This is a genomic window from Desertibaculum subflavum, from assembly GCA_003576705.1.
GTDB lineage: Bacteria > Pseudomonadota > Alphaproteobacteria > Ferrovibrionales > Ferrovibrionaceae > Desertibaculum > Desertibaculum subflavum.
The window spans coordinates 1-24,654 of sequence record QOZS01000016.1; the positions used below are offsets into that span (position 1 = coordinate 1).

The 24,654-nt window shown below is 69.4% G+C and carries 25 protein-coding genes and 1 pseudogene; 8 read left to right on the forward strand and 18 right to left on the reverse strand.

Annotation, left to right across the window (positions count from 1 at the left end):
• Nucleotides 1–305, reverse strand: a pseudogene (locus DT074_RS10320) (hypothetical protein); the annotation flags it as partial.
• 132 nt (nucleotides 306–437) lie between these two features.
• Here DT074_RS10320 and DT074_RS10325 point away from each other — a divergent pair.
• The gene (locus DT074_RS10325) at nucleotides 438–1,028 is read left to right on the forward strand and encodes a PAS domain-containing protein (protein WP_162914794.1); all 591 of its coding nucleotides are present in this window, start codon (nucleotides 438–440) and stop codon (nucleotides 1,026–1,028) included.
• Here DT074_RS10325 and DT074_RS10330 read toward each other — a convergent pair.
• The 3 genes from DT074_RS10330 to DT074_RS10340 are packed head-to-tail and all read right to left on the reverse strand — an operon-like array spanning nucleotide 1,025 to nucleotide 2,497.
• On the reverse strand, nucleotides 1,025–1,252 hold the full coding sequence (locus DT074_RS10330; RefSeq protein WP_119419769.1) for a hypothetical protein: 228 nt from the start codon (nucleotides 1,250–1,252) through the stop codon (nucleotides 1,025–1,027). The genes DT074_RS10325 and DT074_RS10330 overlap by 4 nt on opposite strands.
• 22 nt (nucleotides 1,253–1,274) lie before the next feature.
• A complete protein-coding gene (locus DT074_RS10335) occupies nucleotides 1,275–2,024 on the reverse strand; it encodes a TSUP family transporter (RefSeq protein WP_119419770.1) in 750 nt (249 codons plus the stop codon).
• Nucleotides 2,021–2,497, reverse strand: coding sequence for an SAM-dependent methyltransferase (locus DT074_RS10340; RefSeq protein ID WP_119419771.1), 477 nt, complete (start codon nucleotides 2,495–2,497; stop codon nucleotides 2,021–2,023). The genes DT074_RS10335 and DT074_RS10340 overlap by 4 nt, the downstream gene beginning before the upstream one ends.
• 97 nt (nucleotides 2,498–2,594) lie before the next feature.
• Here DT074_RS10340 and DT074_RS10345 point away from each other — a divergent pair, with 97 nt between their 5' ends.
• Complete coding sequence (locus tag DT074_RS10345) at nucleotides 2,595–3,479, forward strand: LysR substrate-binding domain-containing protein (protein ID WP_119419772.1); 885 nt, start codon at nucleotides 2,595–2,597, stop codon at nucleotides 3,477–3,479.
• Between the two features lie 9 nt (nucleotides 3,480–3,488).
• Here the strand turns inward: DT074_RS10345 and DT074_RS10350 are convergent, their stop codons facing one another.
• The 7 genes from DT074_RS10350 to DT074_RS10380 form a co-directional block, all read right to left on the reverse strand.
• The gene (locus DT074_RS10350) at nucleotides 3,489–4,664 is read right to left on the reverse strand and encodes a sensor histidine kinase (RefSeq protein ID WP_162914795.1); all 1,176 of its coding nucleotides are present in this window, start codon (nucleotides 4,662–4,664) and stop codon (nucleotides 3,489–3,491) included.
• 161 nt (nucleotides 4,665–4,825) lie between these two features.
• Nucleotides 4,826–5,701: an SDR family oxidoreductase gene (locus DT074_RS10355; RefSeq protein ID WP_119419774.1), complete on the reverse strand. Its 876-nt coding sequence runs from the start codon at nucleotides 5,699–5,701 to the stop codon at nucleotides 4,826–4,828.
• Nucleotides 5,702–5,853: 152 nt separating this feature from the next.
• A complete protein-coding gene (locus DT074_RS10360) occupies nucleotides 5,854–6,519 on the reverse strand; it encodes a dienelactone hydrolase family protein (protein WP_119419775.1) in 666 nt (221 codons plus the stop codon).
• 42 nt (nucleotides 6,520–6,561) lie between these two features.
• Nucleotides 6,562–6,942, reverse strand: a complete 381-nt coding sequence (locus DT074_RS10365; RefSeq protein WP_119419776.1) for a truncated hemoglobin — start codon at nucleotides 6,940–6,942, stop codon at nucleotides 6,562–6,564.
• 99 nt (nucleotides 6,943–7,041) lie between these two features.
• Complete coding sequence (locus DT074_RS10370) at nucleotides 7,042–7,626, reverse strand: OsmC family protein (RefSeq protein WP_119419777.1); 585 nt, start codon at nucleotides 7,624–7,626, stop codon at nucleotides 7,042–7,044.
• 32 nt (nucleotides 7,627–7,658) lie between these two features.
• On the reverse strand, nucleotides 7,659–8,570 hold the full coding sequence (locus tag DT074_RS10375) for a diiron oxygenase (RefSeq protein ID WP_119419864.1): 912 nt from the start codon (nucleotides 8,568–8,570) through the stop codon (nucleotides 7,659–7,661).
• Nucleotides 8,571–8,755: 185 nt separating this feature from the next.
• Nucleotides 8,756–10,720: a BTAD domain-containing putative transcriptional regulator gene (locus DT074_RS10380; RefSeq protein WP_119419778.1), complete on the reverse strand. Its 1,965-nt coding sequence runs from the start codon at nucleotides 10,718–10,720 to the stop codon at nucleotides 8,756–8,758.
• Between the two features lie 116 nt (nucleotides 10,721–10,836).
• Here DT074_RS10380 and DT074_RS10385 point away from each other — a divergent pair, with 116 nt between their 5' ends.
• Nucleotides 10,837–11,586: an RluA family pseudouridine synthase gene (locus DT074_RS10385; protein ID WP_368744590.1), complete on the forward strand. Its 750-nt coding sequence runs from the start codon at nucleotides 10,837–10,839 to the stop codon at nucleotides 11,584–11,586.
• 72 nt (nucleotides 11,587–11,658) lie between these two features.
• Here the strand turns inward: DT074_RS10385 and DT074_RS10390 are convergent, their stop codons facing one another.
• The 3 genes from DT074_RS10390 to DT074_RS10400 form a co-directional block, all read right to left on the reverse strand.
• The gene (locus tag DT074_RS10390; protein ID WP_119419779.1) at nucleotides 11,659–13,050 is read right to left on the reverse strand and encodes an MATE family efflux transporter; all 1,392 of its coding nucleotides are present in this window, start codon (nucleotides 13,048–13,050) and stop codon (nucleotides 11,659–11,661) included.
• Between the two features lie 48 nt (nucleotides 13,051–13,098).
• Nucleotides 13,099–13,728 (reverse strand): LysE family translocator, encoded by a 630-nt coding sequence (locus tag DT074_RS10395; protein WP_119419780.1) that lies wholly within the window; start codon nucleotides 13,726–13,728, stop codon nucleotides 13,099–13,101.
• A gap of 227 nt (nucleotides 13,729–13,955) precedes the next feature.
• The gene (locus tag DT074_RS10400) at nucleotides 13,956–14,507 is read right to left on the reverse strand and encodes a dioxygenase family protein (protein WP_119419781.1); all 552 of its coding nucleotides are present in this window, start codon (nucleotides 14,505–14,507) and stop codon (nucleotides 13,956–13,958) included.
• Nucleotides 14,508–14,666: 159 nt separating this feature from the next.
• On the opposite strand from DT074_RS10400, the gene DT074_RS10405 reads away from it, so the two are divergent.
• Nucleotides 14,667–15,545 carry a hypothetical protein gene (locus DT074_RS10405; protein ID WP_119419782.1) on the forward strand — a complete coding sequence of 293 codons (879 nt, stop codon included), beginning with the start codon at nucleotides 14,667–14,669 and terminating at the stop codon, nucleotides 15,543–15,545.
• Between the two features lie 33 nt (nucleotides 15,546–15,578).
• Here the strand turns inward: DT074_RS10405 and pcaF are convergent, their stop codons facing one another.
• Nucleotides 15,579–16,781, reverse strand: a complete 1,203-nt coding sequence (gene pcaF, locus DT074_RS10410) for a 3-oxoadipyl-CoA thiolase (RefSeq protein ID WP_119419783.1) — start codon at nucleotides 16,779–16,781, stop codon at nucleotides 15,579–15,581.
• 98 nt (nucleotides 16,782–16,879) lie between these two features.
• Here pcaF and DT074_RS10415 point away from each other — a divergent pair, with 98 nt between their 5' ends.
• On the forward strand, nucleotides 16,880–17,641 hold the full coding sequence (locus DT074_RS10415; protein WP_119419784.1) for a crotonase/enoyl-CoA hydratase family protein: 762 nt from the start codon (nucleotides 16,880–16,882) through the stop codon (nucleotides 17,639–17,641).
• On the opposite strand, the gene DT074_RS10420 is transcribed toward DT074_RS10415, so the two are convergent.
• Nucleotides 17,634–18,839, reverse strand: a complete 1,206-nt coding sequence (locus DT074_RS10420) for a CaiB/BaiF CoA transferase family protein (RefSeq protein ID WP_162914796.1) — start codon at nucleotides 18,837–18,839, stop codon at nucleotides 17,634–17,636. The two genes, DT074_RS10415 and DT074_RS10420, sit on opposite strands and share 8 nt — an antisense overlap.
• A 59-nt stretch (nucleotides 18,840–18,898) precedes the next feature.
• On the opposite strand from DT074_RS10420, the gene DT074_RS10425 reads away from it, so the two are divergent.
• The 3 genes from DT074_RS10425 to DT074_RS10435 all read left to right on the forward strand — a co-directional run bounded on the left by DT074_RS10425 (nucleotide 18,899) and on the right by DT074_RS10435 (nucleotide 21,924).
• The gene (locus tag DT074_RS10425) at nucleotides 18,899–19,723 is read left to right on the forward strand and encodes an AAC(3) family N-acetyltransferase (protein WP_119419786.1); all 825 of its coding nucleotides are present in this window, start codon (nucleotides 18,899–18,901) and stop codon (nucleotides 19,721–19,723) included.
• A 118-nt stretch (nucleotides 19,724–19,841) separates the two neighbouring features.
• On the forward strand, nucleotides 19,842–21,431 hold the full coding sequence (gene ggt / locus DT074_RS10430) for a gamma-glutamyltransferase (protein ID WP_119419787.1): 1,590 nt from the start codon (nucleotides 19,842–19,844) through the stop codon (nucleotides 21,429–21,431).
• 19 nt (nucleotides 21,432–21,450) lie between these two features.
• Nucleotides 21,451–21,924 (forward strand): L-2-amino-thiazoline-4-carboxylic acid hydrolase, encoded by a 474-nt coding sequence (locus tag DT074_RS10435; RefSeq protein ID WP_119419788.1) that lies wholly within the window; start codon nucleotides 21,451–21,453, stop codon nucleotides 21,922–21,924.
• On the opposite strand, the gene zapE is transcribed toward DT074_RS10435, so the two are convergent.
• Together zapE and DT074_RS10445 are read right to left on the reverse strand one after the other, a co-directional pair.
• Nucleotides 21,921–23,087 (reverse strand): cell division protein ZapE, encoded by a 1,167-nt coding sequence (gene zapE, locus DT074_RS10440; RefSeq protein WP_119419789.1) that lies wholly within the window; start codon nucleotides 23,085–23,087, stop codon nucleotides 21,921–21,923. The genes DT074_RS10435 and zapE overlap by 4 nt on opposite strands.
• Nucleotides 23,088–23,150: 63 nt before the next feature.
• On the reverse strand, nucleotides 23,151–24,650 hold the full coding sequence (locus DT074_RS10445) for a CoA-acylating methylmalonate-semialdehyde dehydrogenase (RefSeq protein WP_119419790.1): 1,500 nt from the start codon (nucleotides 24,648–24,650) through the stop codon (nucleotides 23,151–23,153).
• Nucleotides 24,651–24,654: the final 4 nt, after the last annotated feature.

Below are 24,654 nucleotides of genomic sequence, written 5' to 3' on the forward strand. Positions count from 1 at the left end.
GCGGCGCCGCCATCGCAGCGGAGCAGCTGCCCGCCGCCGGCCGGCACCGGCGCCACCGCCGGCGCGTCCTCGGCAATGGCGAGCGCGCTTTCGCCGCGGCCGGCGCCGTTGCCGGCATCGCAGAGCCGCCAGCGGCCGTCGCGGTCGAGGCCGATCGGCACCACGTCGTAGCGTTCGGGATCGAGGGCGCGCAGCACGTTGGCGGCCGAGGCGCGCGACACGTCGTGCTCCGCCGAGCGCCCGCCGAACAGAAGGCCGACCCGAAGCCTGGCCGGAACACCGGATTGCCGCCCGGATTGCTGCATTGCGTACGCCTGAATTAACACACTGACGACGCATCTTCTGATACAGAGCGCCGGCGGCGGCGGCAACGGCACTTCTGTGCCGCCGCGCCGCCGCCGCCGATTTTGCATATCACTTTCTTCGCCGCCGCCATCATGCTCGACCGTGCCGAGATCGACCGCTTCACCAACGCCATCTTGACAGGCGAAGGAGGGCCGATCGATGCCGTGTTCCGGGCCAACGGCAACAATCCGCCGCTGCTGCGCTGGGCGCCGGATGTCGACGACCTGCCGAAGCCGCAGCTCAAATTCCTGCTCGAACACTGGAATGCGCTGCGCGGCGAGGCGGCATTGCCGCCGCGCAAGGCGATCGATCCGGTCGCGCTCAAGCCCGCGCTCGGCTTCATCATGCTGCTGGATGCGGTGGATGATGGCTGGGACTACGTCTATCGGCTCTACGGCTCGGAAATCGCGCCGCATGTGGTGCGCGACTACACGGGCATGCGCACGTCAGAGCTGGTGATGGCCGGTCATGACTACATCACGCATTTTTACATTGCCTGTTACCGGGCGGTGCGGCAGCGCCGTGCGCCGCTCTACACCGAGAACACGCCGCCGCCCTCGGTCGCGGTGAAGGTCTGGCACCGCCTGCTGCTGCCCTTCGCCGATGCGGCGGGCGAGCCGAACCATTTCATGGTCGGCAATGTGCCGGGGCCCTGGCGCTCGACCAGCACGCCGCCTGCCTAGTGATCTCCGCGATGGGCGCGGAGATAGCGCTGCCCTCTTGCGGTCACCGCGACCACGGCGCCGCCGGCGCCGCGAGCCACCAGGCCACGCTCCAGCGCGTCCTCCCACACGGTCAGACGCGGACAGGAAGTGCGCCAGAGCTCCATCACCTCGGCATAGGGACGGGGGCCGCGCGCGACCCATTCGACCAGGTCGAGCACCAGGGGATCGGGTCGGTCCTGCATTGCTCTCTCCTTCACCCTCCGTTCAGGCCGGGGCGGTCGCCAGCAGCCAGCCGCCCTGTCCGACATAGAACAGCGCAATCGCCGTGATCACGCGCCCGGCCCAGAGCCGGTATTGCTGGTCGGTCATCGCCTCGAGATAGCGCCGGGCCAGCGTCGTGCCGGCCACCGAGGCGACGATGGCGATCACGCCGAGCCAGGGGTCGAGCATCGCCGCCTGGTCGACGATGCTGCCGAAATAGGCGAGCTTCATGGCGTGTCCGGCGACCTGGCACACCGCCTTGGTGGCGACGATCTCGCGCCGGTCGAGCCGGCCGCCGAGGAAGTAGGTGTCGAGCAGGGGGCCGGACACGCCGGTCAGCAGCATCGACGACATGCAGACCGTGCCGTAGATCGTGCCCTGCAGCGGGCTTTCCGGGTCGGGGCGCAGGCGCACCGGCACGATGCGCGCCAGGAACGGCGTCAGGCCGAGCAGGATGAAGGCGAGCGGCTTGCTCGGCACGTAGAGGACAAGCGACCAGAGTCCCAGCGCCAGCGCGCAGCCCGCGACATAGGCGCCGACCGCGCTCCACCGCGCATGCCGGCGCCACAGCAGGCCGCGCCAGCCGTTCGAGGCCATCTGCGTCACCGCATGCAGCACCATCGCCGCCGGCACCGGCATCACGGCGAGCAGGATGCCGATCAGGATCATGCCGCCGGCCATGCCGAACAGGCCGGACAGGAACGACGTCGCCACCATGGCGAGGCCGAGCGCGGTGATGAGGAGGGGCGTCACGCCTGGTCCTTGTAGTAGTCGGCCATCAGCTCGGCCACCCAGCCGGGCTGGCGCGTGGCCCCGCGCGGGGCGAACTCCGCCATCCACGGCTTGATGTCCAGCACCGGCGTGCCGTCGATCGCGTCGAGCCCGCGCACGTAGAGGCTTCGCCCTTCGACTCGCACGATCTCGGCGCGGCTGAGCCCGATGCGGTTCGGCCGGCCCTTGCCCCGCTGGGCGAAGATACCGACCAGCGGCCAGTCCTGGCGCTCGCGCGGATGCCGCGCGCCGGTCTCGACCTTGGCCGGGTCGACGCGGTGCATCAGGAACAGCACCTCGACATGGGAGAAGTCGGCAAGGCCATACAGCGCGTCGGGGCCGAATTGGGCCGGGTCCAGCGCAATCTCGGCCTCCACCCGGCCCCAGAAATCGTCACTCAGATCGGCGCGCGGCGAGCGCACCTCGCCGATCGGCGTCACCACATGGCCTGGCATGGTCCACCCCTTTCAATATGAGGGTGTCTGCTCTGCTTGCAGCGGCGCTGCAAGCCGACTTATCATGGGCCTAGCCTCAGTTTTCTTGAGGGTCGGCGTGCGGCAATTGCCATTCCTCAACGGCATCAAGGCCTTCGAGGCGGCGGCGCGCTGTGGCGGATTTGCCGCGGCGGGCGCCGAGCTCAACGTGTCGCCGGCCGCGGTCAGCCGCCTGGTGCGGCTGCTCGAGGCCCGCCTCGGCACCGCCTTGTTCGAGCGCCGGGCGAACGGGCTCGTGGTCACCGCGGCCGGCCGCGCCTATCAGGCCGGTCTGACCCCGCTGTTCGACGCCCTGGCAAGCCTCACCGCCCAGGTCACGGCGCAGGCGGAGAGGCGGATGCTGACGGTCGGCGTCGGCCCGACCTTCGCGGTGCGCTGGCTGATCCCGCGCCTCGCCGATTTCCAGCGCCGCGAGCCGGAGATCGAAGTCCGCTTCACCACCGGCGGTGCCGCGGCGCCGTTCGCCGAAGACTGGACCTGCGGCGTCACGCTCGGCGACGGCAACTGGCCGGGGCTGGTCGCCGAGCAGCTCTTCGCCGCCGACCTGCAGCCGGTCTGCGCTCCGCGGATGGCGGTGCGGCTGCGTCAGCCGGGCGACCTGAAGGGGCCGAGCCTGCTGCGCGTCGCGCATGCGCCGGACGATTGGCCGCTCTGGCTTCGGGCGGCGGGGGCGGCGCGCATCCAGGCGCGCGGGCCGGCCTTCGACTATTACGGCCAAGCCCTGCAGGCGGCGGCCGACGGCGTCGGCATCGCCATGGGCATCCGGCCCTATATCGACGACGACATCCGCGCCCGAAGGCTGGTTGCGCCGTTCGCGCTGAGGGTGCCGAAGGGCCGGCAATGGTATCTGGTCTATCGCGCCTACCGCCGCGACCAGCCGGATTTCGTCGCCTTCCGGCGCTGGCTGATCGGCGCGGCGCGGGCCGAGCCGAGGCCGGCATGAGGCCGGGGCTCAGGCGGGCGCGGTCCGGCTCGCCGGATAGGTCACGGTAACGGTGGTGCCCCGGCCGACCGCGCTTTCGATGGCGAGCTCGGCGCCGTGGATGGCGGTCATCGACTTGACCAGCGGCAGGCCGAGCCCGGTGCCCTCGTAGCGTCGGGCAAGCGAGGAATCGACCTGCTTGAACGGCTCCAGCGCCAGCGGGATGTGTTCCGGCGCCATGCCGATGCCGGTATCGGCAACCGACAGTGTCAGCTGTTCCGCCGCGTCGAGCGCGACGCGGACGGTGATGCGCCCGCCCGCGGGGGTGAACTTCACGGCATTGGACAGCAGGTTGATCAGGATCTGCCGCGTCATCCGCTGATCGGCGAGCAGGCGCGGCAGCGCCGCGGCCAGTTCGCGCTCGAGCGCGATGCCCGCGGCCTTGGCTTTCGGCGCGAGCAGGCGGCAGGCGGCGTCGACGACGTCGGGCAGCTCCACCGCCTCCGCCTGCGGCGGGGTGTTGCCGCTCTCGATCTTCGCCAGGTCCAGGATGTCGTTGATGATGGCGAGCAGATGCTGGCCGCTGGCATGGATGTCGGCCGCATAGGCGTGATATTGCGGCACGCCGAGCGGGCCGAGCATCTGGGCCTTCAGCACCTCGGAAAAGCCGATGATGGCGTTGAGCGGCGTGCGCAGCTCGTGGCTCATATTGGCGAGAAAGGCGCTCTTGGCACGGTTTGCCGCCTCGGCGTCGTCGCGCGCCCGGCGCAGCTCGATCTCGGCGACCTTGCGGCGGGTGATGTCCTCGACGGTGCCTTCATAGTGCAGCAGCCGGCCCTGCTCGTCGTGCACCGGCCGCGCGTTCTCGGAAATCCAGATCACCGCCCCGTCGCGCCGGCGGATCTGCGATTCGAAACCGCGCACCGCGTCCTGCGCCTGCATCAATTCGGCGAACCGGTCGCGCTGGTCGGGATCGACATAGAGCATGGTCTGGATGTCGGTCAGCTCCGCCACCAGCCGTTCCGGCGTGTCATAGCCGTAGATGCGGGCGAGCGCAGGGTTGGCCAGCAGGAAGCGCCCGTCCGGGGTGGTCTGGAAGATGCCTTCTACGGCATGCTGGAAGAACGAGTGATAGACGCGCTCGCTGTCGCCCGGCGCGCGCGCGCTTTCGGACTCGCCTTGTCGGAACTTCCGGATGGGCGTCATCGCCGCGATCAATCCCTCACCCGCCGAAGCGCAGGCTTCGACTCGCCGGCGCGAGCTTAGGCGAGTTGGACATCGATCGTCGCCGTGCTTCGCAGCGCTCGCGAGCACAATCGATGTGATATTTGCGCGCCGGGCCGTGCACGGCGCGCTGTGCACAAAAACTAGTCGTCGGCCTGCAATACGGCGGGCCGACGGTAGAGAGGGAAGCCATTGAACGGCCGCGACCGGTCGTGGTCGGGCACTTCGTAAAACGAGGAGCGGGCATTGTTGTGCAGCCCGCCATCGACCCGGATGGTCGCGCCGGTGACATAGGCGGCGGCGTCCGAGAGCAGGAACACCACCGCGGCGGCGATCTCGGATTCGGTGCCGTGACGCTTCAGCGGCACCCGGCGCGTCACGTTGCGCAGCACGTCGTGCGCGCTCGCCGGATAGCGGTCGAGGCCGGAGGAGGCGATGAAGCCCGGCACCACGTGGTTGACGCGCACGCCGGCATGCGCCCATTCCACCGCGGCGGTGCGGGTGAAGGTCTCCTGTCCGGCGCGGGCGGCGCCGCTATGGCCCATGCCGGGCATGCCGAGCTCCCAATCGGCGCCGATCGAGACGATGTTGCCGCCATGCGTCTCCATGCAGCGGCGATAGATCTCGCGCGAGACCAGGAAGGTGGCGGTCAGGTTGTTCGCCACCACGGCGTTCCAGCCGTTCAGGCTGATATCGCGGAGCTGGGCCGGGAACTGGCCGCCGGCATTGTTGACCAGCCCGTCGATCCGCCCGGCCCAGGCGAGCACCGCCTCCACCATCGCGACGACCGGCGCTTCCTGGCGCAGGTCGCAGGCATGGATGAAGACGCGCGCGGCGTCGCCGCCAAGCTCGGCCATGACGGCTTCGAGCTTCTCCCGCGTGCGCCCGACCAAGGCCACGCGGGCGCCGAGGCTCGCCAGCTCGTGCGCGATGCAGCGGCCGATGCCGCTGCCGCCGCCGGTGACGACGATCACCCGGTCGCGGAACAGGTCGGGGCGGAAGACGGAGTCGTAGGGCATTCGATGTATTCCGTGAGAGACGAACACCTCACCCTTCGAGACGCACGCTTCGCGTGCTCCTCAGGATGAGGTGCTCGAATGAACCGCAACAGCCGTCCTCATCCTGAGGAGGGCGCCGAAGGCGACCGTCTCGAAGGGTGAGGACGCCTCGCTCAGAGCGTCGCCTTCAGGAACTCGACCATGCGGTCCCAGGCGAGGTTGGCCGACTTCACGTCGTAGTTCTGCTCGCTGCGCTCGTTGCAGAAGCCGTGATTGGCCTCGTAGCGATGGATCTCGAACTTGGCTTTGCCGGCCTTCTTCAGCGCCGCCTCGAGATCGTTCGCCGCCGCCGGCGTGCACCAGTCGTCGCGATTGGCGAAATGGCCCTGGAACGGGATCTTGATGTTGGCGGGGTCGGCGAACTCCTTGGGCGGGATGCCGTAGAAGCACACGGCCGAGCTCGCCTCCGGCACATGCACCGCGGTCGCGATGGTCAGCGCGCCGCCCATGCAATAGCCCATCACCGCCACTTTCGACGACGTGCCTTTCAGGTACAGCGCGGCGCCGCGGATGTCCTGGTGCGTCGCGCCGGGGAAATCGAGGCCAGTCATCAGGTGGTTGGCCTCGTCCGGCTTCTGGGTGACCCGGCCCTGGTAGAGATCCGGCGCCAGCGCGTTGAAGCCGGCGCGGGCGAAGCGGTCGGCGACGCCGCAGATCTGGTCGTTCAGGCCCCACCATTCCTGGATGACGATGATGCCGGGCTTGCCCTTGCCGGCCTCGGCGTAGAACCCCTTGGTCTTGCCGCCGTCGGGACGGCCGAATTCGATCACAGCGCCCATTCCTGGTTCCTCCTGTTGTGCTGCCGCGGGGGGAACCGGATGTTAGCGCGGCGGCGGCGCCCCTGCATCGATCACGATCAGCGCCGCCTTGCTGCGCACGGCGCCGAGGATCTGCTCGATCTCGGCGGCACCGACGCTGAATTCCACCAGGGTCAGGCGCAGGTGCTCCACCACCTCTTCGAATTCCTCGCGGGTGATGCGCAGGGCAGCGTGGGCATGCCAGAGTGTCGTGTCGTCGAAGCCGAACGGGCCGCCGGTCGCCCCGGCGACGAAGATCGCCTGATGCTCGGCCAGCGACATCATGTCGGTGCGCGTGAAATAGCGGCTCAGCGCCGGCGAGGCGGTGACCCTGCCGTAGAACGCCGCCACCAGAGGCCGGATCGCGTCCATGCCGCCGAGCCGCTCGTACAGCGTCTGGGCCATTTTCCTCTCCCTTTTGCCCTGTCGGGCCCGTTTGGGGCCGCTGGCATAGGCGATTCCGGCCCGGCTGGGAAGTCTCGAAAGCGTCTCAAATGACGAAGGTCAATCGAGCAGCTCCAGCCGGGCTTCGACCGGCATCGGCTGCGACAGGTTGAAATAGTTGGGCGAGGTCCGCATCACCGTCTCGTGGATTTCGCGGAACTGCGCCGCCGTACCGTTGCCCCTTATGCGCACCGTGTAGCGGAGCCGGTCGTAGCCCGGCGCCACGTTCGGATCGAGGCCCAGAAAGCCGCGCAGGTCGAGTTCGCCCTCGGTCTCGATCTCGACGCTGGCGAGCCGGATGCCGCGCGCCGAGGCGCCGACGACATAGCCCACCATCACGCAGGCATTGAGTGCGCTCATCAGCATTTCCTGCGGATTCGGTGCCGTGTTTTCGCCCAGCAGCTCGAACGGCTCGTCGACGTCGATCGAGAACCGGCGCGCCACGCGCTCGCCGCCGATCGTGTAGGAGGTGACTTCGGTGCGGCTGCGCGTGCGGCCCTGCCAGGCCGATTTCACGCGAAAGCCGACCTTGGCCTTGCCCGGGTCCTGGCCGATCTCCTCCACCACGCCGCCCAGCGCCTGAAGGTCGATGCCGTTGAGGGGTTCGCTCTCCGGCACTACAGGCCTGGCCTTGCCGTCCGACATCTTGTTCCAACTCCGACAATCACCAGGGTGCTTCAGCAGAAGGTGGGCGCTATGCACTCGATGCGCTGGCGCGCGGCCGGCGACAGGGTCTCTACCGTCGCCAGGAAGTTCGGATGCGTCATGCCGGAGCCGAGGAAGGTCCAGCGGATGGCCTTCTGCTGCGCCGCCACGAACGCGGCCCGCTCGTCGCAGGCGAGCTTGCGGCCGCTGGCGCGGGCGAAGACCGCAAGGTCGAAGGCGACCTGCTGGGTCAGCCCGACATCCAGCATGCCGATGATGGCGAGATACTCGTCGACGGCGCGGCCGATCGCCGCCTGGTCCAGCCCATCGGCGAGCGCGCCCACCATCAAGGTGTCGAGCTTGGCGTGGCCGGCCTCCTCCATCCAATGGTGCTGTAGCAGGCTCTTGAACTGCGGGTCGATGCCGGGATCCTCGCGCACGCTTTCCAGATAGTGCCGCTGCGTCATCCATTCGATCTGCAGGATGGCCAGAGCGACAGCCAGCGGCTGGTGCGACAGCACCGCCTTGGCGAGCGCCTCGGGCGGGCCGATCATCTCGCAGGGAATGCCGAAGCCCGCGGCGAAGGCCTCGCGGAAGCGGCGGAACAGCTGGATGTGCTTGGCCTCCTCGGCGGCGAATTCGAGCAGCGCGCGGGTGCGGTAATCGTCCATGCCCAGCATCGGCCGGGCATGGTCCAGCACGAAGGGAAGGATGAACTCCTCCACCATGCCGAACATGTAGAGATAGCCGTGGCCGCGGATCTGGTTGAGGATCACCCGCTCCTCGGCCGACAGAAACCCAAGCGTGGCGGTGCCGGCCAAGCTTTCCGGCAGGAACGGGCGCCGGAAATCGAGCTGCTTGCCGTCGCCGATCAGGTCCTCCACCCGCCAGGAAATCCGCTCAGAGGCCCGTAATGCCTCCCGATAGGTGAACTGGTGAAACATGCGGTCCTCCATCCCCTGCCATGGCCCGCATATGCTCCCCTGGGCTATGGCCTCTGCATGGAAGATCTCAAGCGGTCGTGGAAGAAAGCGTTGGAACCAGCGTCGAAACCACGCATTTCCGCGCTTTTTCCTTCAAACGGCCGGTCGGGGAGGGCGGGCGGCGCGGGGCCGGTCCGCGGGAAGCCTCAGTCGTCGCGCCAGCCGGCGCGTTTCAGGCCGGCGACGAACATCTCGAAATCGGCCGAGTCCCGGAACGGATAGGTCAGCTCGATATAGCGCCGGCTCAGCCGGCGCTGCCAGCGGGCCAGTTCGGCCAGCGCCGCCTGGGCCTCGTCGCGCCGGCCGAGATGGCCGAGCGCGGCGATCAGCCGCTGCTGGGCGCGGATATCGCCGGGGAAGTTGCCGATGGCGCGCTGCGCGCTGCCGACCGCGCTCTCGTGCTCGCCGATCAGCATGTAGGCGAGTGCCATGTCGGACAGCAGCATGGTCATGTTGCTGCCCTGCGGATTGAGCCGGAGCGCGGCGTCGAGATGCACCAGCGCCTCGCGCGGCGCGCCGGCGAAGATCAGGACGCAGCCCTGGAACTGATGGGCGAGCGTGGCACTCGGGTTCAGCGCCAGGGCGCGCCGCTCGGCCGCTGCGGCGGTGTCGTAGTCGCGCCGGTGCCACATCACCGAGATGCCGTGCATCGCATGGGCGAGCCAGTTGCGCTCGTCCAGGCTGACCGCGGCCTGCGCCGCCGCCAGCACCTCGCCGCTGGTATCGATCGGGTCGCGCGCCCAGACCAGCAGCGCTTCATGGTAGTTGCGCAGCGCCATCAGCGCATGCGTATGGCTGGCGCCGGCATTGAGCGCCAGGCTGCGCTCCAGCACGCCCTTGGCCTCGGTGAAGCCTTCCGGCGTGCCCTTGTTGATCAGCGCCAGCGCCCGCAGGTTGAGGTCCCAGACGGTCAGGTCCGCTTCCGCCTTGCGCTCGGCGCGGTAGCCCTCGACGCGGGCGACTTCGGGCGCCACCTGGGTGACGATGCTCTCGGTCAGCTCGTCCTGCAGCGCGAAGACGTCGCCGATCCGGCGGTCGTAGCGCTCGGCCCAGAGCTGGTGGCCGCCGACCGCATCGACCAGCTGGGTGCTGACGCGCAGCCGCTCGCCGGAGCGGCGCACGCTGCCCAGCACGGCATAGCGGGCGCCGAGTTCGCGGCTGAAGGCGACGGCATCGCCGCCGCGCTGCTTGAAGGCGAAGGTGGAGCTGCGCGCGATGACCGGGAACCAGCGCCATTGCGACAGCGCGGTGATCAGGTCGTCGGTGATGCCGTCGGCGAAATATTCCTGCTCCGGATCGCCGCTCATGTTATCGAAGGGCAGCACGGCGACGGCCGGCCGGTTGAGCAGGATGGCGGGGCTGGCCGCCACCGCAAGGCCGGCCTCGCGCGCGGCGGCCGGGCGCGCGTCGCGCAGCTCGATCCAGGCCTTGCGCAAGGCCTGGGCGCCGGCGGCGCCGGCCTCGTCCAGCAGGCGGCTGCCGAGCCGGTACTGCTCTTCGGCCTCGCGGCCATGACCGGCGGCGATCAGCAGGCGGATCAGCTCGATGCGGGCCGCCGCATCCTGCGGGTCGAGCCCGACCAGTCGCCGGGCATGCGGCACGGCGTGTTCGGGCTGATTCGCCTCGCGCCGGACCAGGGCCTGCAGCAGCCGGCGATGCAGCGCGGTGGCCTCCTCGCGCATCGCCACCAGCCAGGCCTGGAAGTCGTGGCAATCCGGCAGGTCGAGGCCGGCCAGCAGCTCGCCGCGGAACGCCTCGGCCGCCTTGGCCAGCGCGGCGGCCGGGGCGGCGTCGAAGCCGGTGCGGTCGAGCCCGCGGATCTCGGCCAGGTCGATCGCCGCATCGGCGGCGTCGAAGGCGACGGTGTCGCGATCGGAGACGATGCGGGTCGCCTCCACCGTCTCGCGCAGCTTGCTCAGGCTCCAGCGCAGCGCCCCGCGCGGGTCGTCCGGCACCTCCCAGAGCATGGCGGTCAGCCGCTCGCGCCGGATCGGCCGCGCCTCCAGCGCGAGATAGGCGAGCAGGGCGCGCGTCTTCTTCGACTGCGGCAACCGCAGTTCCTCGCCCTCGCGCCAGATCGCGAGCCCGCCGAGCACCCTCAGCTCCAGCACGTCCCTCGCCCTGCCATCCGATGTGAATGGGCCGCCCATCGGCCGCCCGGGCCCAGTGTAACCAATTCGGGGCGTCGCATGCATCCTCGGTGCCACTATCTGGCACAATCACGGGCATGATGAACCGGCATGCTTCCGACGACCTGGCCGACCGCGTGCTGTATCGGGACGCCCAGATCCTGGTGATCGACAAGCCGGCCGGTGTGGCGGTGCATCGCGGCCCCGGCGGCGGCCCCAACCTGGAAGCCGCGCTCGACCTGTTGCGCTTCGGTTACAAGGAGCGGCCGGAGCTCGGCCACCGGCTCGACCGCGACACCTCGGGCTGCCTGGCGCTGGGGCGCAACCGCAAGGGCCTGGCCCGCCTCGGCGCCCTGTTCCGCGAGGGGCGGGCGGAAAAGACCTACTGGGCGGTGGTGGCCGGTGCCCCACCAGAGGACCAGGGCCGGATCGACCGGCCGCTGCGCAAGGTCACCCGCAAGGAAGGCTGGCACGTCGCGGTCGATCCCAAGGGCCAGGCGGCGGCGACCAGCTGGCAGGTGCTGGGCCGGGGCGAGGGGATGTGCTGGGTGGAGTTCCGCCCCGAGAGCGGGCGCACCCACCAGATCCGGGTCCACGCGGCGGCGCTCGGCTGCCCGGTCCTAGGCGACCGGCAATACGGCCGGCCGGGCGAGGTCTGGTCGCGCGGCCCGCTGATGCTGCATGCCCGCCGCCTCGTCCTGCCGCTCCGGGAAGGAATCCCGCCCGTCGACGTGACAGCGCCGCCGCCTGCGCACATGCGCTCGGCACTGAAGGCCTGCGGCTGGAACCAAATGAATACCACCACGGAGAACACAAAGACCACGGAGGCACACGGAGAAAAGGGATAGAGGCGCGAAGCGCCTCAAAGAAGAATCTCCGCGTGCCTCCGTGTCCCCCGTGCTCTCCGTGTTGAAGTGTTATCAGCGCATCCGCCGGATCCAGCGGCGGAGCATGAGGAGCGAGACGAGGCCGATGCCGAGGGCGAGGCCGATCCAGATGCCGAGCCCGCCCAGCCCGCCCCAGAAGGCGAGCGCGGCGCCGAGTGGCAGGCCGATGATCCAGTAGCCGATGCCGGCATAGATCATCGGCAGGCGGGTGTCCTTCAGGCCGCGCAGCGCGCCGGCGGCGGTCACCTGCAGGCCGTCGACCAGCTGGAACAGGCCGGCGACGGCCAGGAACACGGTCGCGTGCGCGACCACCGTCGCCGCCTGCGGCCCGTCGGTATCCAGGAAGGCCCGGATGAAGGGGCCGGGCATGCCGATCAGCAGCGCCGCCATGCCGGCCATGAAGCCGGTGCCGAGCGCGATGCCGACCCAGCCGGCGCGCACCTGCCCCGGCCGGTCGCCGCCGCCGACGGCGAGCCCGACCCTGACCGTGGTCGCCTGGGCGATGCCCATCGGCACCATGAAGGTGATGGAGGCGATCTGGATGGCGATGGCATGCGCGGCCAGCTGGTCGACATCGATCAGGCCCATGATGAACACCGCGGCGTTGAACACGCCGACCTCGAACAGCAGTGCGCCGGCGATCGGCCCGCCGATGCGGGCGAGCTCGGCCAGGCGCGGCCAGTCGGGCCGCCAGAACCGGCCGGCCAGGTGATGGCGGCGAAAGCGGCGCTCGCAGGCGATGAAGGCCGCGAGCGCCAGGAACATGAAGGTCTCGGCGACGGTGCCGGCGATGCCGGCGCCGACCAGGCCGAGCTCGGGCAGGCCGAGCCGGCCGAAGATCAGCGCCCAGCCCAGCACCGCGTTGATCGCGATGCTGAGCAGGCTGACGACCAGCGCAGCGCGCGGCCGCTCGCGCGCCGAGACGAAGGCGCGCAGCACCATGTACCAGAGGAAGGGCAATATGCCCCACTGCATGCCGCGCATGTAGTCGCCGGCGCCGGCCGCCATCGCCGGCGCCTGGCCCATGGCGAGGAAGATCGCCTCCGTGTGCCAGAGCACGACCCAGGCCACCAGGGCGATCGCGGTGGTCAGCCACAGGCCCTGGCGCACGGTGCGGCGCAGATCGCGCACCACATGCCGGCCGCGGCCGACCGCCTGCGCCAGCATCGGCGAGGTGCCGGCGGCGATGCCGATGCCGACCATGGCGAAGGCAAAGAACAGGTTCATGCCCAGCACACCGGCCGCCATCGCCGGCGGCGAATACCAGCCGAGCAGGATCACCTCGGTGGTGCCGATCGCCATCTGCGCCAGGTTGGTGGCGACGATCGGCCAGGCGAGCGCCAGCGTGGCGCGCGTTTCCGCGCGCCAGGGACGCGTCTCGCTGTGGGCCGCGCGCGGCCGGCTGAGTTCGGCGCTTACCTGCATGGGGCGCCCCTCTTAGAGAGGGAGGCGCCAAGAAGCCAGCGCGTCGGCTCAGGCCCGCTGGTCCAGCGCGAGTTTGGCCCCGAAGGCGAGGAACAGGCCGCCGGTCGCGCGGTCGAGCCACAGGGTCACCGCCGGCCGGCGCAGCCAGGCGGCGAGCGGCCGGGTCGCGGCGATCAGCAGGGTGAACCAGAGGATGCCTTCGACGTCGTGGATCAGCACGAGCGCCGCGCCGAACAGGAACACGTTGGCGTCGGCCGGGATGAACTGCGGCATGAAGGTCACGTAGAACAGGCCGGCCTTGGGGTTCAGCAGGTTGGTCATCAGCCCGCGGCCGAACCAGGCCCAGGCGGAGCCGCCGCGCGGCGCGGCAGAGCTTGCTGCTGCGTCGGCCGCCGCGCGCGGCCCGAAGATCAGCTTGAGGCCGAGCCAGCCGAGGTACAGGGCGCCGGCCATCTGCAACGCGCGATAGGCAAGCTCGGAGGCCAGCAGCACGACGCCGAGCCCCGCCACCGCCAGCATGCCCCAGACGAAACAGCCCGCCCCGATGCCGAGCGCCGCGGCATAGGCGCGCCTCGGCCCTTCGACCGCGGCGGTGCGCAGCACCAGCGCGGTGTCGAGCCCGGGCGCCATGGTCAACAGCGCGGCGGCGACGGTGAAGGCGAGGAGCGAGGCGAGCATGGTCCGGCTGTGGTGAAGTCCAGTTGCCTATAGGCAAAAAAATCGATTCGTGCTGCCCTGCTGCCCGAATTCGGAACTCGGTTCCGCGGAGGGGCGAGGCCTATGAGTCTGGCGCCCGTCATGCTGTTCGCCCGCAGCATGCCGGTGGCCTTCCGCGCCGCGACGGCCGCGATTCCGATGGCAATTTCTGGGTCTCTCGGACCGACGATGAGTGCCGCGGCGCGTATTCAGGGGCTCAGCATGAAATCGAAGCTTGCTTCCTTGCCGTCACGGGCGTCGGCGACGCGCATCAGAAGCTCCGGACGGAACAGGCCGTCGCGACGGTTGCCAGGTTCGTCCGGGAAATAGAGCTGGGTGGTCATGCGCGGTCCGTCGGGGCGGCCCACCTTGACATGCAGGTGGCGAGTACGGCCGGGATAGAGGCCAGGCACCACCGTTTCCAGCCGAAAGCGGCCTTCGCCGTCGGCGCGCTGCCAGCCGCGCAAGGCCCAGCCCTGGTTGTCGTAGCGGCCGGCCTCGTCGGCCTGCCAGAAATCGAGCAGGGCGCCGGGCACCGGCCGGCAATCGGCGCCGGTCACCTGGCCGGAGAGGACCAGCCGCTTGCCGCCTTCGTGGCCGACCAGCATCTGCCGCTCCGGCGCGCCGGCCTTGTAGTAGGGGCCTGCCGTTTCCGCCGGCGTCGGCCGGGGATCGCAGGCGGCGAGCGCGGCGCGCGACAGGGTCAGGACCGCCGGCGCGGCGATGATCAGGGCGGCGCGGCGGGTCAACAGGCGGCTCATGCGGGGGACTCCGGAACGATCGGCACGACGTCCTTTCCACGGCCCAGGCCGGATCGCCCTGCGGCGCGATCTGTCACATTCCGCCGGTCGGTGGCCTGCTAGACTGGACAACTGCTGATCGGCGCCGACGGCCGGCCGGTATGGGGGAAGGTGGGGCACATGTCGAACCAGTTCAATCGCGCGGCCGCGGCGGCCGCCGTGCTGTGCATGGCTGCGGCCGTCACGATCGGCGCGGGCCCCGCCTCGGCGGCACCGCACACGGTGGACGGGATCAGCATGGAATTGCCGATGCCGCCGGGCTTCTGCGAGCTGACGCGCGAGCATCCTTACGACCGCGCGCTGCACGAGCAGCAGGACCGGATGCAGAGCGCGCACAATCAGGTGATCGCCATCTTCGCGCCCTGCGGCGAGATCGAAACCATGCGCCAGGGCATGCCGGCCAGCCGGCATGGCATGTGGCTGCTCAGCGCGCCGAACGGGCAGGTGGTGCGCGTGCCGGCCAACCAGCGGCGGAGCGCTTTCCTCGACGAGGTGGCAGCGGCCTTGCCCAAGGTCGAATCCGGCAAGCTTGCCGCGGAAATGGGACAGCGGGCGCGCCGCGAGCAGCTCGATCTCAGCCTGCAGAAGATCGGCGTGATCGACCGCAACGACGACGCGGTCTATCTGGGCATCCTCGCCAGCGTCGCGGTGGCCGGCGCGGATCCGCGCCACTCCGCCGGCGTCGTCGCCATCACCACGATCCGTCAGCGCGGCCTGACCTTCAATCTCTATGGCGAGTATGGCGGGCAGGGCACTTATGACGAACTGCTGGCACAGACCAAGCAGGTGATGGTGGCGCTGGTGGCGGCCAATGCCACGCCGGTCGCGCGGGATGGCGACTTGCCGGCCGGCATGCGCGCACTGGAGACCGGCGCCGCGGCCTCGGACGACCTGATCGACTGGCAGCGCCTGCTGATCAAGGGCGCCATCGGTGCCGCCATTGCCGGCGCGCTGGCCGGTGGCGTCGCCTTGTGGCGAATGCTGCGCCGGCCGGCCTGATCGTTTGCGCGGCGCAACCGGGCCGAGGCCGGGTCAGACCCGCTCGATCACCGCGGCGATGCCCTGGCCGACGCCGATGCACATGGTGCAGAGCGCGCGCTTGGCTTTGCGCTCCTCCAGCTCGATCAGCGCGGTGGCGAGCAGGCGCGCGCCGCTCATGCCGAGCGGGTGGCCGAGCGCGATGGCGCCGCCATTCGGGTTCACATGCTCGGCGTCGTCGGCCAGGCCGAGCTGGCGGGTGACGGCCAGCGCCTGGGCGGCGAAGGCCTCGTTCAGCTCGATCACGTCGATCTCGCCGATCTTGAGGCCGAGCCGGTCGAGCAGCTTCTTGCTCGCCGGCGCCGGGCCGATGCCCATGATGCGCGGCGCCACGCCGGCGGTCGCCATGGCGACGATGCGCGCACGCGGGGTCAGGCCGTATTTCTTCGCCGCCGCCTCGCTGGCGATGATCATCGCCGCGGCGCCGTCGTTCACGCCGGAGGCGTTGCCGGCGGTGACCGAGCCGCCCTTGCGGAACGGGGCCGGCAGCTTGGCCAGCGCCTCGATCGAGGTCTCGCGCGGATGCTCGTCCTTCTCGACGCGCGTCACCTCGCCCTTGCGGCCGGCGATCTCGACCGCGACGATCTCCTTGGCGAGCCGGCCGTTCTTCTGCGCCGCCGAGGCGCGCGCCTGGCTGCGAGCGGCGAAGGCGTCCTGGTCCTCGCGCTTGATCTGGAATTCCTCGGCGACGTTCTCCGCCGTCTCCGGCATGGAATCGGTGCCGTATTTCTCCTTCATCAGCTTGTTGACGAAGCGCCAGCCGATGGTGGTGTCGTAGATCTCGGCCGCGCGGGCGAAGGCCTGCTCCGCCTTGCCCATCACGAAGGGCGCGCGGCTCATGCTCTCGACGCCGCCGGCGATCATCAGCTCGGTATCGCCGGCCCGGATTGCCCGCGCCGCCGTGCCCGCCGCGTCCATGCCGGAGCCGCAGAGCCGGTTGATGGTGGCGCCGGGCACTTCGGTCGGCAGACCGGCGAGCAGCAGCGCCATGCGCGCGACATTGCGGTTGTCCTCGCCGGCCTGGTTGGCGCAGCCGAAGATCACGTCGTCCAGCGCCTGCCAGTCGACCTTGGGATTGCGCGCCATCAGCGCCTTCAGCGGCACCGCGCCGAGATCGTCGGGGCGCACGGCCGCCAGCGTGCCGGCATAGCGCCCGATCGGGGTGCGCACCGCGTCGCAGATGAAGGCTTCCGGCATGGTTGTCTCCTCCGAAGGGATGGGTCTTTGGCGGCAGCCTACCGCCCTGGCCGGCCGATGGGTACAACAGCCGGCGGATAATTCGGGAGGAAGCGTCCATGTCGAAAGTGCTGGTCGAGCGCAAAGGGCCGATTACCACCGTCGTCATCAACCGCCCCGAGGCGCGCAATGCCTGCGACCAGGAAACGCTCGCGCTGCTGTGGGACGCGTTCCAGGACTTCGACGCCGATCCGGCGCAGAGCGTCGCGGTGCTGACCGGCGCGGGCGGTGCCTTCTGCGCCGGCGCGGACTTGAAGGAGCTCTCGACGGGTGTCGGCATCGGCTTCGCCTGGGCCGGGCCGGATCGCGGCCTGACACGGCGCCAGCCCTCGAAACCGGTGATCGCCGCCGTCGAAGGCCATGCGGTAGCGGCGGGCCTCGCGCTCGCCATCTGGGCCGATCTCCGTGTCGTGGACGAGAGCGCGGTGTTCGGCGTGTTCTGCCGCCGCTTCGGCGCGCCGATGACCAACGGCGCCGCGGTGCGCCTGCCGCGCCTGATCGGCCAAAGCCGCGCGCTCGACATGTTCCTGACCGGCCGTCCGGTCGCTGCCAAGGAGGCCTACGAGATCGGCCTCGCCAACCGCCTGGTGCTGAAGGGCACGGCACGTGTCGCCGCCGAACAGCTCGCAGCTGAGCTCGCCGCGTTCCCGCAAGTCTGTATGCGCTCCGACCGCGAGGCGATGCTGCGGCAATGGGATCTGGCGGAGGAGGATGCGATCCGTCTCGAGGTCGAGCTCGGCCAGGAGGCTTTCCGCGCCGAGACCCAGGCCGGCGCCGGCCGCTTCGCCGGCGGCACGGGGCGCCACGGTGTGTTCAGATGATGCCCTGATCCTTCAGCCGCGCGATCTCCGCCGCGTCGAGGCCGAGGCGGGACCAGATCTCGGCGTTGTGAGCGCCTTTGTCGGGGCCGGCCCAGCGCATGCGGCCGGGCGTGGCGGAAAGCTTCGGCACGACGTCGACCATCGCTACCCTGCCGAGCCGCGCATCGTCCCATTCGACCAGGTTGCGGGCGCGGATATGCGGGTCCTGGATCAGGTCCTTGGCGTCGTTGAGGCGCGCGGCGGGGATGCCGGCGGCTTCGAGTTTCGTTATCAGCTCGGCGGCGTCGTGGCCGAGGCACCATTGCTCGACCAGCGCCTCCACCTTGTCGCCGGCCTGGCGGCGGCCCTCGGCCGACTTGAACGCAGGATCGAGCGCCGCGCCCCCGATCAGACGGCTCAGCTTCGCCCACAGCGCATCGGTGCCGGCATGGGCGACGACGAAGCGGCCGTCGCGCGTCGCGTATTGTCCGGCCGGCACCACGCCCGGATTGCGGTTGCCGGTCCGTCCGCGGATCTGGCCGAGCTGCTGGTAGATCGTCAGCATGCTCTCCGATGAGCGCAGGATCGGGTCGTAGAGCGCGAGATCGATCTCCTGCCCCGGCCCGCCATGCACGTCGCGGTGATAGAGCGCCATCATCACCGCAAAGGCGCCGTAGGACGCGGCCAGGAAATCGGCCAGCGCGAAGCTCTGCCTGACCGGCGGCCGGTCGGCATAGCCGGAGCTGCCGGTGAGGCCAGCAAAGGCGGACGCGACACGGTCGAAGGCGCCTTTGTGCGCGTAGGGGCCGGTCTGGCCGTAGCCCGAGATGCGGAGCACGACCAGCCGCGGGTTGATCGCCTTGAGCGCCTCGCGGCCGAGGTCCCATTTGTCCAGCGTGCCGGGGCGAAAATTCTCCACCAGCACATCGGCATCCTTGAGCAGGCGCTGCAGCAGCTTCTGGCCCTCGGGGTGGCGCAGGTCGAGCGTGACGGACTTTTTATTGCGGGCCTCCTGCAGCCAGGCGAGCGGCACGCCGTTCTTCTGAGCGCCGAACTGGCGCAGCAGGTCACCGGTCTTGGGCTCCTCGACCTTGATCACCTCGGCACCGAATTCGGCCAGCAAGGTCGCCGCCACCGGCGCGCCCAGCACGGTCGCGATGTCGATCACCCGGATGCCTTCCAGCGCCTGCGGCCCCGCCTCTTCTGTCGCTTTCGTCATCGTGTCCTCCCGCATTCTCGTCTGTCAGGATATCGACAAGGCGGCGGGAGGCGAGCGCCATGAGCGAGGGGGAAGCGGCGGCAATCGCCAGGACCGGCGAACGGCCGGTGACCATTGCCAGCCTGGCGCGGGATTTTGCGCAACTCGGCCTCAGATGGGGCGCCGTGGTGCTGGTGCATTGCTCGCTCAGCCGGCTCGGTTGGGTCTGTGGCGGCGCGCCGGCGGTGATCGCCGCGCTCGAACGCGCGGTCGGCTCCACCGGGACGTTGGTGATGCCGAGCTTCACCGGCGATCTTTCGGAGCCCTCGCGCTGGCGGACGCCGCCGGTGCCGGAGAGTTGGTGGCCGGTGATCCGTGCCGAGCTGCCGGCTTTCGATCCGGCGGTGACGCCGACCTACAATGTGGGCGCGGTCGCCGAGTGCTTCCGCAGCCTGCCGGGCGTTCTGCGCAGCGCGCATCCGCAGATGTCGTTCGCGGCGCGCGGGCCGGCGGCGGCGCGGATCGTTGCCGGTCACGCCCTGGGCGACGGTTTCGGCGACGGCTCGCCGCTGGCGCGCCTCTATGACCTTGATGCCAAGGTCCTGCTGCTCGGCGTCGGGCACGAGAACAACACCTCGCTGCATCTGGCCGAGCATCGCGCCGCCTGGCCGGGCAAGCGCCGGCGTGAGCAGGGTTCGCCCGTGCTGCAGGGTGGCGCCCGGACCTGGGCGACCTTCACCGAGACCGAATATGACGACAGCGACTTTTCGGCCATCGGCGAGGCCTTCGCGGCGACCGGCCAGGTGGCCGACGGCCCGGTCGGCGGCGGAAGGGGGCGGCTGATGTATCAGCGCGCGCTGGTCGATTTCGCCTGTGATTGGCTGCCGGCGCATCGCGGGGCTTGAGATCTGCCTATCGCGGGGCTGTGATGCCTGCCTTGCGCCCCGCGGGGTATCCAGCCGGGGCGAAGCTGTCTAGATTTGCGGCCAGCTGCCGCCTTATCGATAAAACCCCAAGGACATCATGCGCGATCTTCAGCTGCCCGGCCGTTCCGTCGTCCATGCCGTGAACGGCGCCGCCTCGACCTCGCACCCGCTCTCGACCATGACGGCGATCGACATCCTGAAGCGGGGCGGCTCCGCGGCCGATGCCGCGGTTGCGGCCTGCGCCGTGCAATGCGTGGTGGAACCGATGTCGACCGGCATCGGCGGCGACAATTTCGTGCTTTACGCGCCCAAGGGCACCGACAAGGTCTGGGGCCTGAACGCCTCCGGCAAGGCGCCGAAGGCGATCTCGGCCGAGTACCTGATGGAACGGCAGATCAACAAGATCGAGACCGAGAGCGTCCACGCCGTCACCATCCCCGGCGCGATCGACGGCTGGGACAAGCTGCTCAAGAAATACGGCAAGCTCGGCCTGGAAGCCTGCCTGCAGCCGGCCATCCACTATGCCGAGAAGGGCTTCGCGATCACGCCGCGCGTCGCGCACGATTGGGGCCGCATGGCGGCCAAGCTGAAGAACGATCCTTCGACCGCGAAGAAGTATCTGGTGAAGGGGCAGGCGCCGAAGGCGGGCGACATCCACTACCTGCCGGAGCTCGCCAAGACCCTGAAGGCGGTGGCGAAGAAGGGGCGCGACGCCTTCTATTATGGCGCGATCGCCGCCGACATGGTGAAGCACCTGAAGAGCCACGGCGGCACCCATGCGCTGGAGGATTTCGCCGATGCGGAGGCCGAGATCGTCGAGCCGATCGGCACCAAGTATCGCGGCCGCACCATCCGCCAGATCCCGCCGAACGGCCAGGGCGTGACCGCGCTGGTCATGCTCAACATCCTGCAGGGCTTCGATCTCTCGAAATACCCGCCGCTCAGCCCCGAGCGCATCCACCTGGAGGCGGAGGCGACGCGCCTCGCCTATTCGATGCGCGACATGTACGTGGCCGATCCCCGTTTCAGCGACGTGCCGCTGAAGAAGATGCTGTCGGCCAGATATGCCGACGAGCTGCGCGCCAAGATCGACATGAAGAAGGCGATGGGTCCGGAGGAGGGCAGCGCGCTGCCGATCTACCGCGACACGATCTATCTCTCCGTGGTCGACAAGGACCGCAACGTCTGCTCCTTCATCAACTCGCTCTATTTCGGCTTCGGCTCGACCATCACCTCCGACAAGACCGGCGTCTTGTTCCAGAACCGCGGCGCCGGCTTCCGCGTGCAGCCCGGCCACCCGAACAATATCGAGGGCGGCAAGCGGCCGATGCACACCATCATCCCCGGCATGGTGACCGAGAAGGGCAAGGCCACCGTCGCCTATGGCGTGATGGGCGGCGCCTTCCAGCCGGTCGGCCACACGCATGTGCTGACCAACATGTTCGATTACGGCATGGATCCGCAGGAGGCGCTGGACTGCGCCCGCGCCTTCCACCTCGCCGGCAAGCTGGAGCTGGAGCGCGGCATCCCGGCCGCCACCGCTTCGGCGCTGGAGAAGATGGGCCACACCATCACCACGCCGGAAATGCCCTGGGGCGGCGGCCAGATGATCGCCATCGACTGGAAGAAGGGCACCCTCGCCGCCGGCTCCGACCCGCGCAAGGACGGCATGGCCGCGGGCTATTAATTCAGAGGGAGAGCTCCCGATGAGCCAGGACCTGTCGCTGCTTGAAGAGGTGAAGCTCCAGGCGCAGGTCCTGGTCCCGATCCTGAAGGCACTGCGCGCCGAGATCGGCAAGGAGAAGGCCGATCGCATCGTCGGCCAAGCGCTGACCGAATGGTCGAAGGGGCTGTACAAGCGCATCGGCGAGCAGAAGGGCGGCAATCCGCGCGAGCGGTTCGATGCGATCTGGGCCGATCTCAGGCCGCGCATCGGCAACGCTGTCGACCGCGACATGCTGCAGGACGACGGCGTGGTGCGGAACTACAACGTGACGCGCTGCGCCTATGCCGAGTTCTTCAAGGCGCTGGGCGAGCCGGAGCTCGGCACCGTGCTGCTCTGCGACATCGATTTCCACATCGCCGATGTCGCCGGCGACACGCTGGAATTCAAGCGCACCCAGACCATCATGAAGGGCGCCGCCTATTGCGATTTCCGGTATCGGATGAAGCAGGGCTAAGCGGCCGGTCCCACATGCTTGTGCGGCAGGGCCCAGTATTCGGCGGACTGCATCTCCATCAGGCGTGACGCGGTGCGGTGGAATTCGAAGCTGCCGTCGCCGGCCGGGTAGATCTCGTTCGGTCCCACTTCCGCCGAGCAGACGAGCTTCACTTTCGCCTCGTAGAGTGCGTCGATCAGGGTGACGAAGCGCTTCGCCTCGTTGCGCCGCGCCGGCCCGAGCTCGGGAATGCCGGACAACACGAGCGAGTGATACCGGTCGGCGATGGCGAGGTAGTCGGCCGGGCCGAGGGCGGCGGCGCAGAGCTCGTCGAAGCTCGCCCGCGCCGCGCCCTTGGCCGCCTTCGGAATGACGAGCTTGCGGCCGAGCACCTCGATCTCGTCGGGACCGGCCTCGACGCCGTCGGTCAGATCGCGGAAGGCTTCGTCGAGCTTCGCCTCGGCCGCGCGCCCGAGCGGGGTGTGATAGACCGGCCGGCCCACGAGGCGCGCGAGGCGGTAATCCTGCTCGCCCTCCAGCTCCAACACGTCGAGCCTCTCCTTCAGCATGGCGATGAAGGGCAGGAAGAGCTGGCGGTTGAGGCCGCCGGCATAGAGGTCGTCCGGCGGCCGGTTCGAGGTCGCGACCACGACCACGCCGCGCCGGAACAGCTTCTCGAACAGGCGGCCGAGGATCATGGCGTCGGCGACGTCGGTCACCTGGAACTCGTCGAAGCAGAGCAGCCAGGCGCTCTTCGCGATGCCCTTGGCGACCGGGCGGATCGGGTCGTGATTGACGTTACCGTTCCTACCCTTGTCCCCCTGGCTCTTCTCCTCCCGGCGGAACTTGAAGATCTCGCGATGCACTTCCTGCATGAAGGCGTGGAAATGCACGCGGCGCTTCTTCTGGACCGGCGCGCCGGCGAAGAACAGGTCCATCAGCATGGACTTGCCGCGGCCGACATCGCCATAGATGTAGAGGCCCTGCGGCGGCTCCTCGCCCTTCTTGCGGGAGAGCCCGAAGAAGCCGAGCCAGCCGCCCTCGGTGGCGTTCGGATCGTAGCCGGTGAGCTGGTGGTGCAGCGCGTCGAGCTTCTCCGCCGCCAGCTCCTGCGCCTGGTCATGCTTCAGCGCGCCTTGCTTGCGCAGGCGGCGATAGGCGGCGATCGGGGGCTCGGTCGTCATCGCGTCCAAACGTGAAGCGGGCGGCGCTGGGCCGCCCGCTTGCACAGACTATTCCAATGCCAGTTAACGCATCGTCGGGATGTTGAAATCGGCGCCGGCGCGGATGCCGGTCGGCCAGCGCGAGGTGACCGTCTTGATCTTGGTGTAGAAGCGGACGCCTTCCGGCCCATGCTGGTTGGTATCGCCGAAGGCCGAGCCCTTCCAGCCGCCGAAGGTGTGGAAGGCGAGCGGCACCGGGATCGGCACGTTGACGCCGACCATGCCGACCTGAACGCGGCTGGCGAAATCGCGCGCCGCGTCGCCGTCGCGGGTGAAGATGGCGACGCCGTTGCCGAAGGCATGGTCGGAGGGCAGCCGGATCGCCTCCTCGAAGGTCTCGGCGCGTACTGTCGAGAGCACGGGCCCGAAGATCTCCTCTTCGTAGATCTTCATGCCGTCCTTCACGTTGTCGAACAGGCAGCCGCCCATGAAATAGCCGTTCTCGTAGCCCTGCAGCTTGAGGTCGCGGCCGTCGACGACCAGCTTGGCGCCTTCCTTGACGCCATGGTCGACATAGCCCTTCACCTTGGCGAGATGCTCCTTGGTGACCAGCGGACCCATCTCGGAATCCGGCGCGGTCGAAGGGCCGACTTTCAGCGCGCGGACGCGCGGCACCAGCCGCTCGATCAGCGCGTCGGCCGTCTTCTGCCCGACCGGCACGGCGACCGAGACCGCCATGCAGCGCTCGCCGGCGGAGCCGTAGGCGGCGCCGATCAGCGCGTCGGTCGCCTGGTCGAGATCGGCATCGGGCATGACGATCATGTGGTTCTTGGCGCCGCCCATCGCCTGCACGCGCTTACCGTGCTGGGCCGCGGTCGTGTAGACGTATTGCGCGATCGGGGTCGAGCCGACGAAGCTGACCGCCTTCACGTTCGGGTCGGTCAGGATGGTGTCGACCGCCACCTTGTCGCCGATCACGCAGTTCAGCACGCCCGGAGGCGCGCCGGCCTCGAGCATCAGCTCGGCCAGGCGCAGCGGGCAGGACGGATCCTTCTCCGACGGCTTCAGCACGAAGGTGTTGCCGCAGGCGATGCCGACCGCGAACATCCACATCGGCACCATGGCCGGAAAGTTGAACGGCGTGATGCCGGCGACGACGCCGAGCGGCTGGCGCATGGAATAGAGATCGATGCCGCGCGACACGCCCTCGGAATATTCGCCCTTCAACAGATGCGGGATGCCGCAGGCGAATTCCACCACTTCCAACCCGCGCTGCAGGCTGCCCTTGGCGTCCGACAGCACCTTGCCGTGCTCGTTGGAGATCAGGCGGGCCAGCTCGTCGGCATGCGCCTCGCAGAGCTCCTTGAACTTGAACATCACCCGGGCGCGGGCGAGCGGCGAGGTGGCGGCCCAATCCGGGAAGGCGGCGGCGGAATTGGCGATCACCTCGCGCACCTCGTCGGCGGTGGCGAAGGGCGCCCTGGAGGCGAGCTCCCCGGTGGTCGGGTTGTAGACGTCGCCGAACCGGCCGCTCTTGCCTTTGACCTTCTTGCCCCCGACGAAGTGGTACAGCTCGTTGGCCATGGGG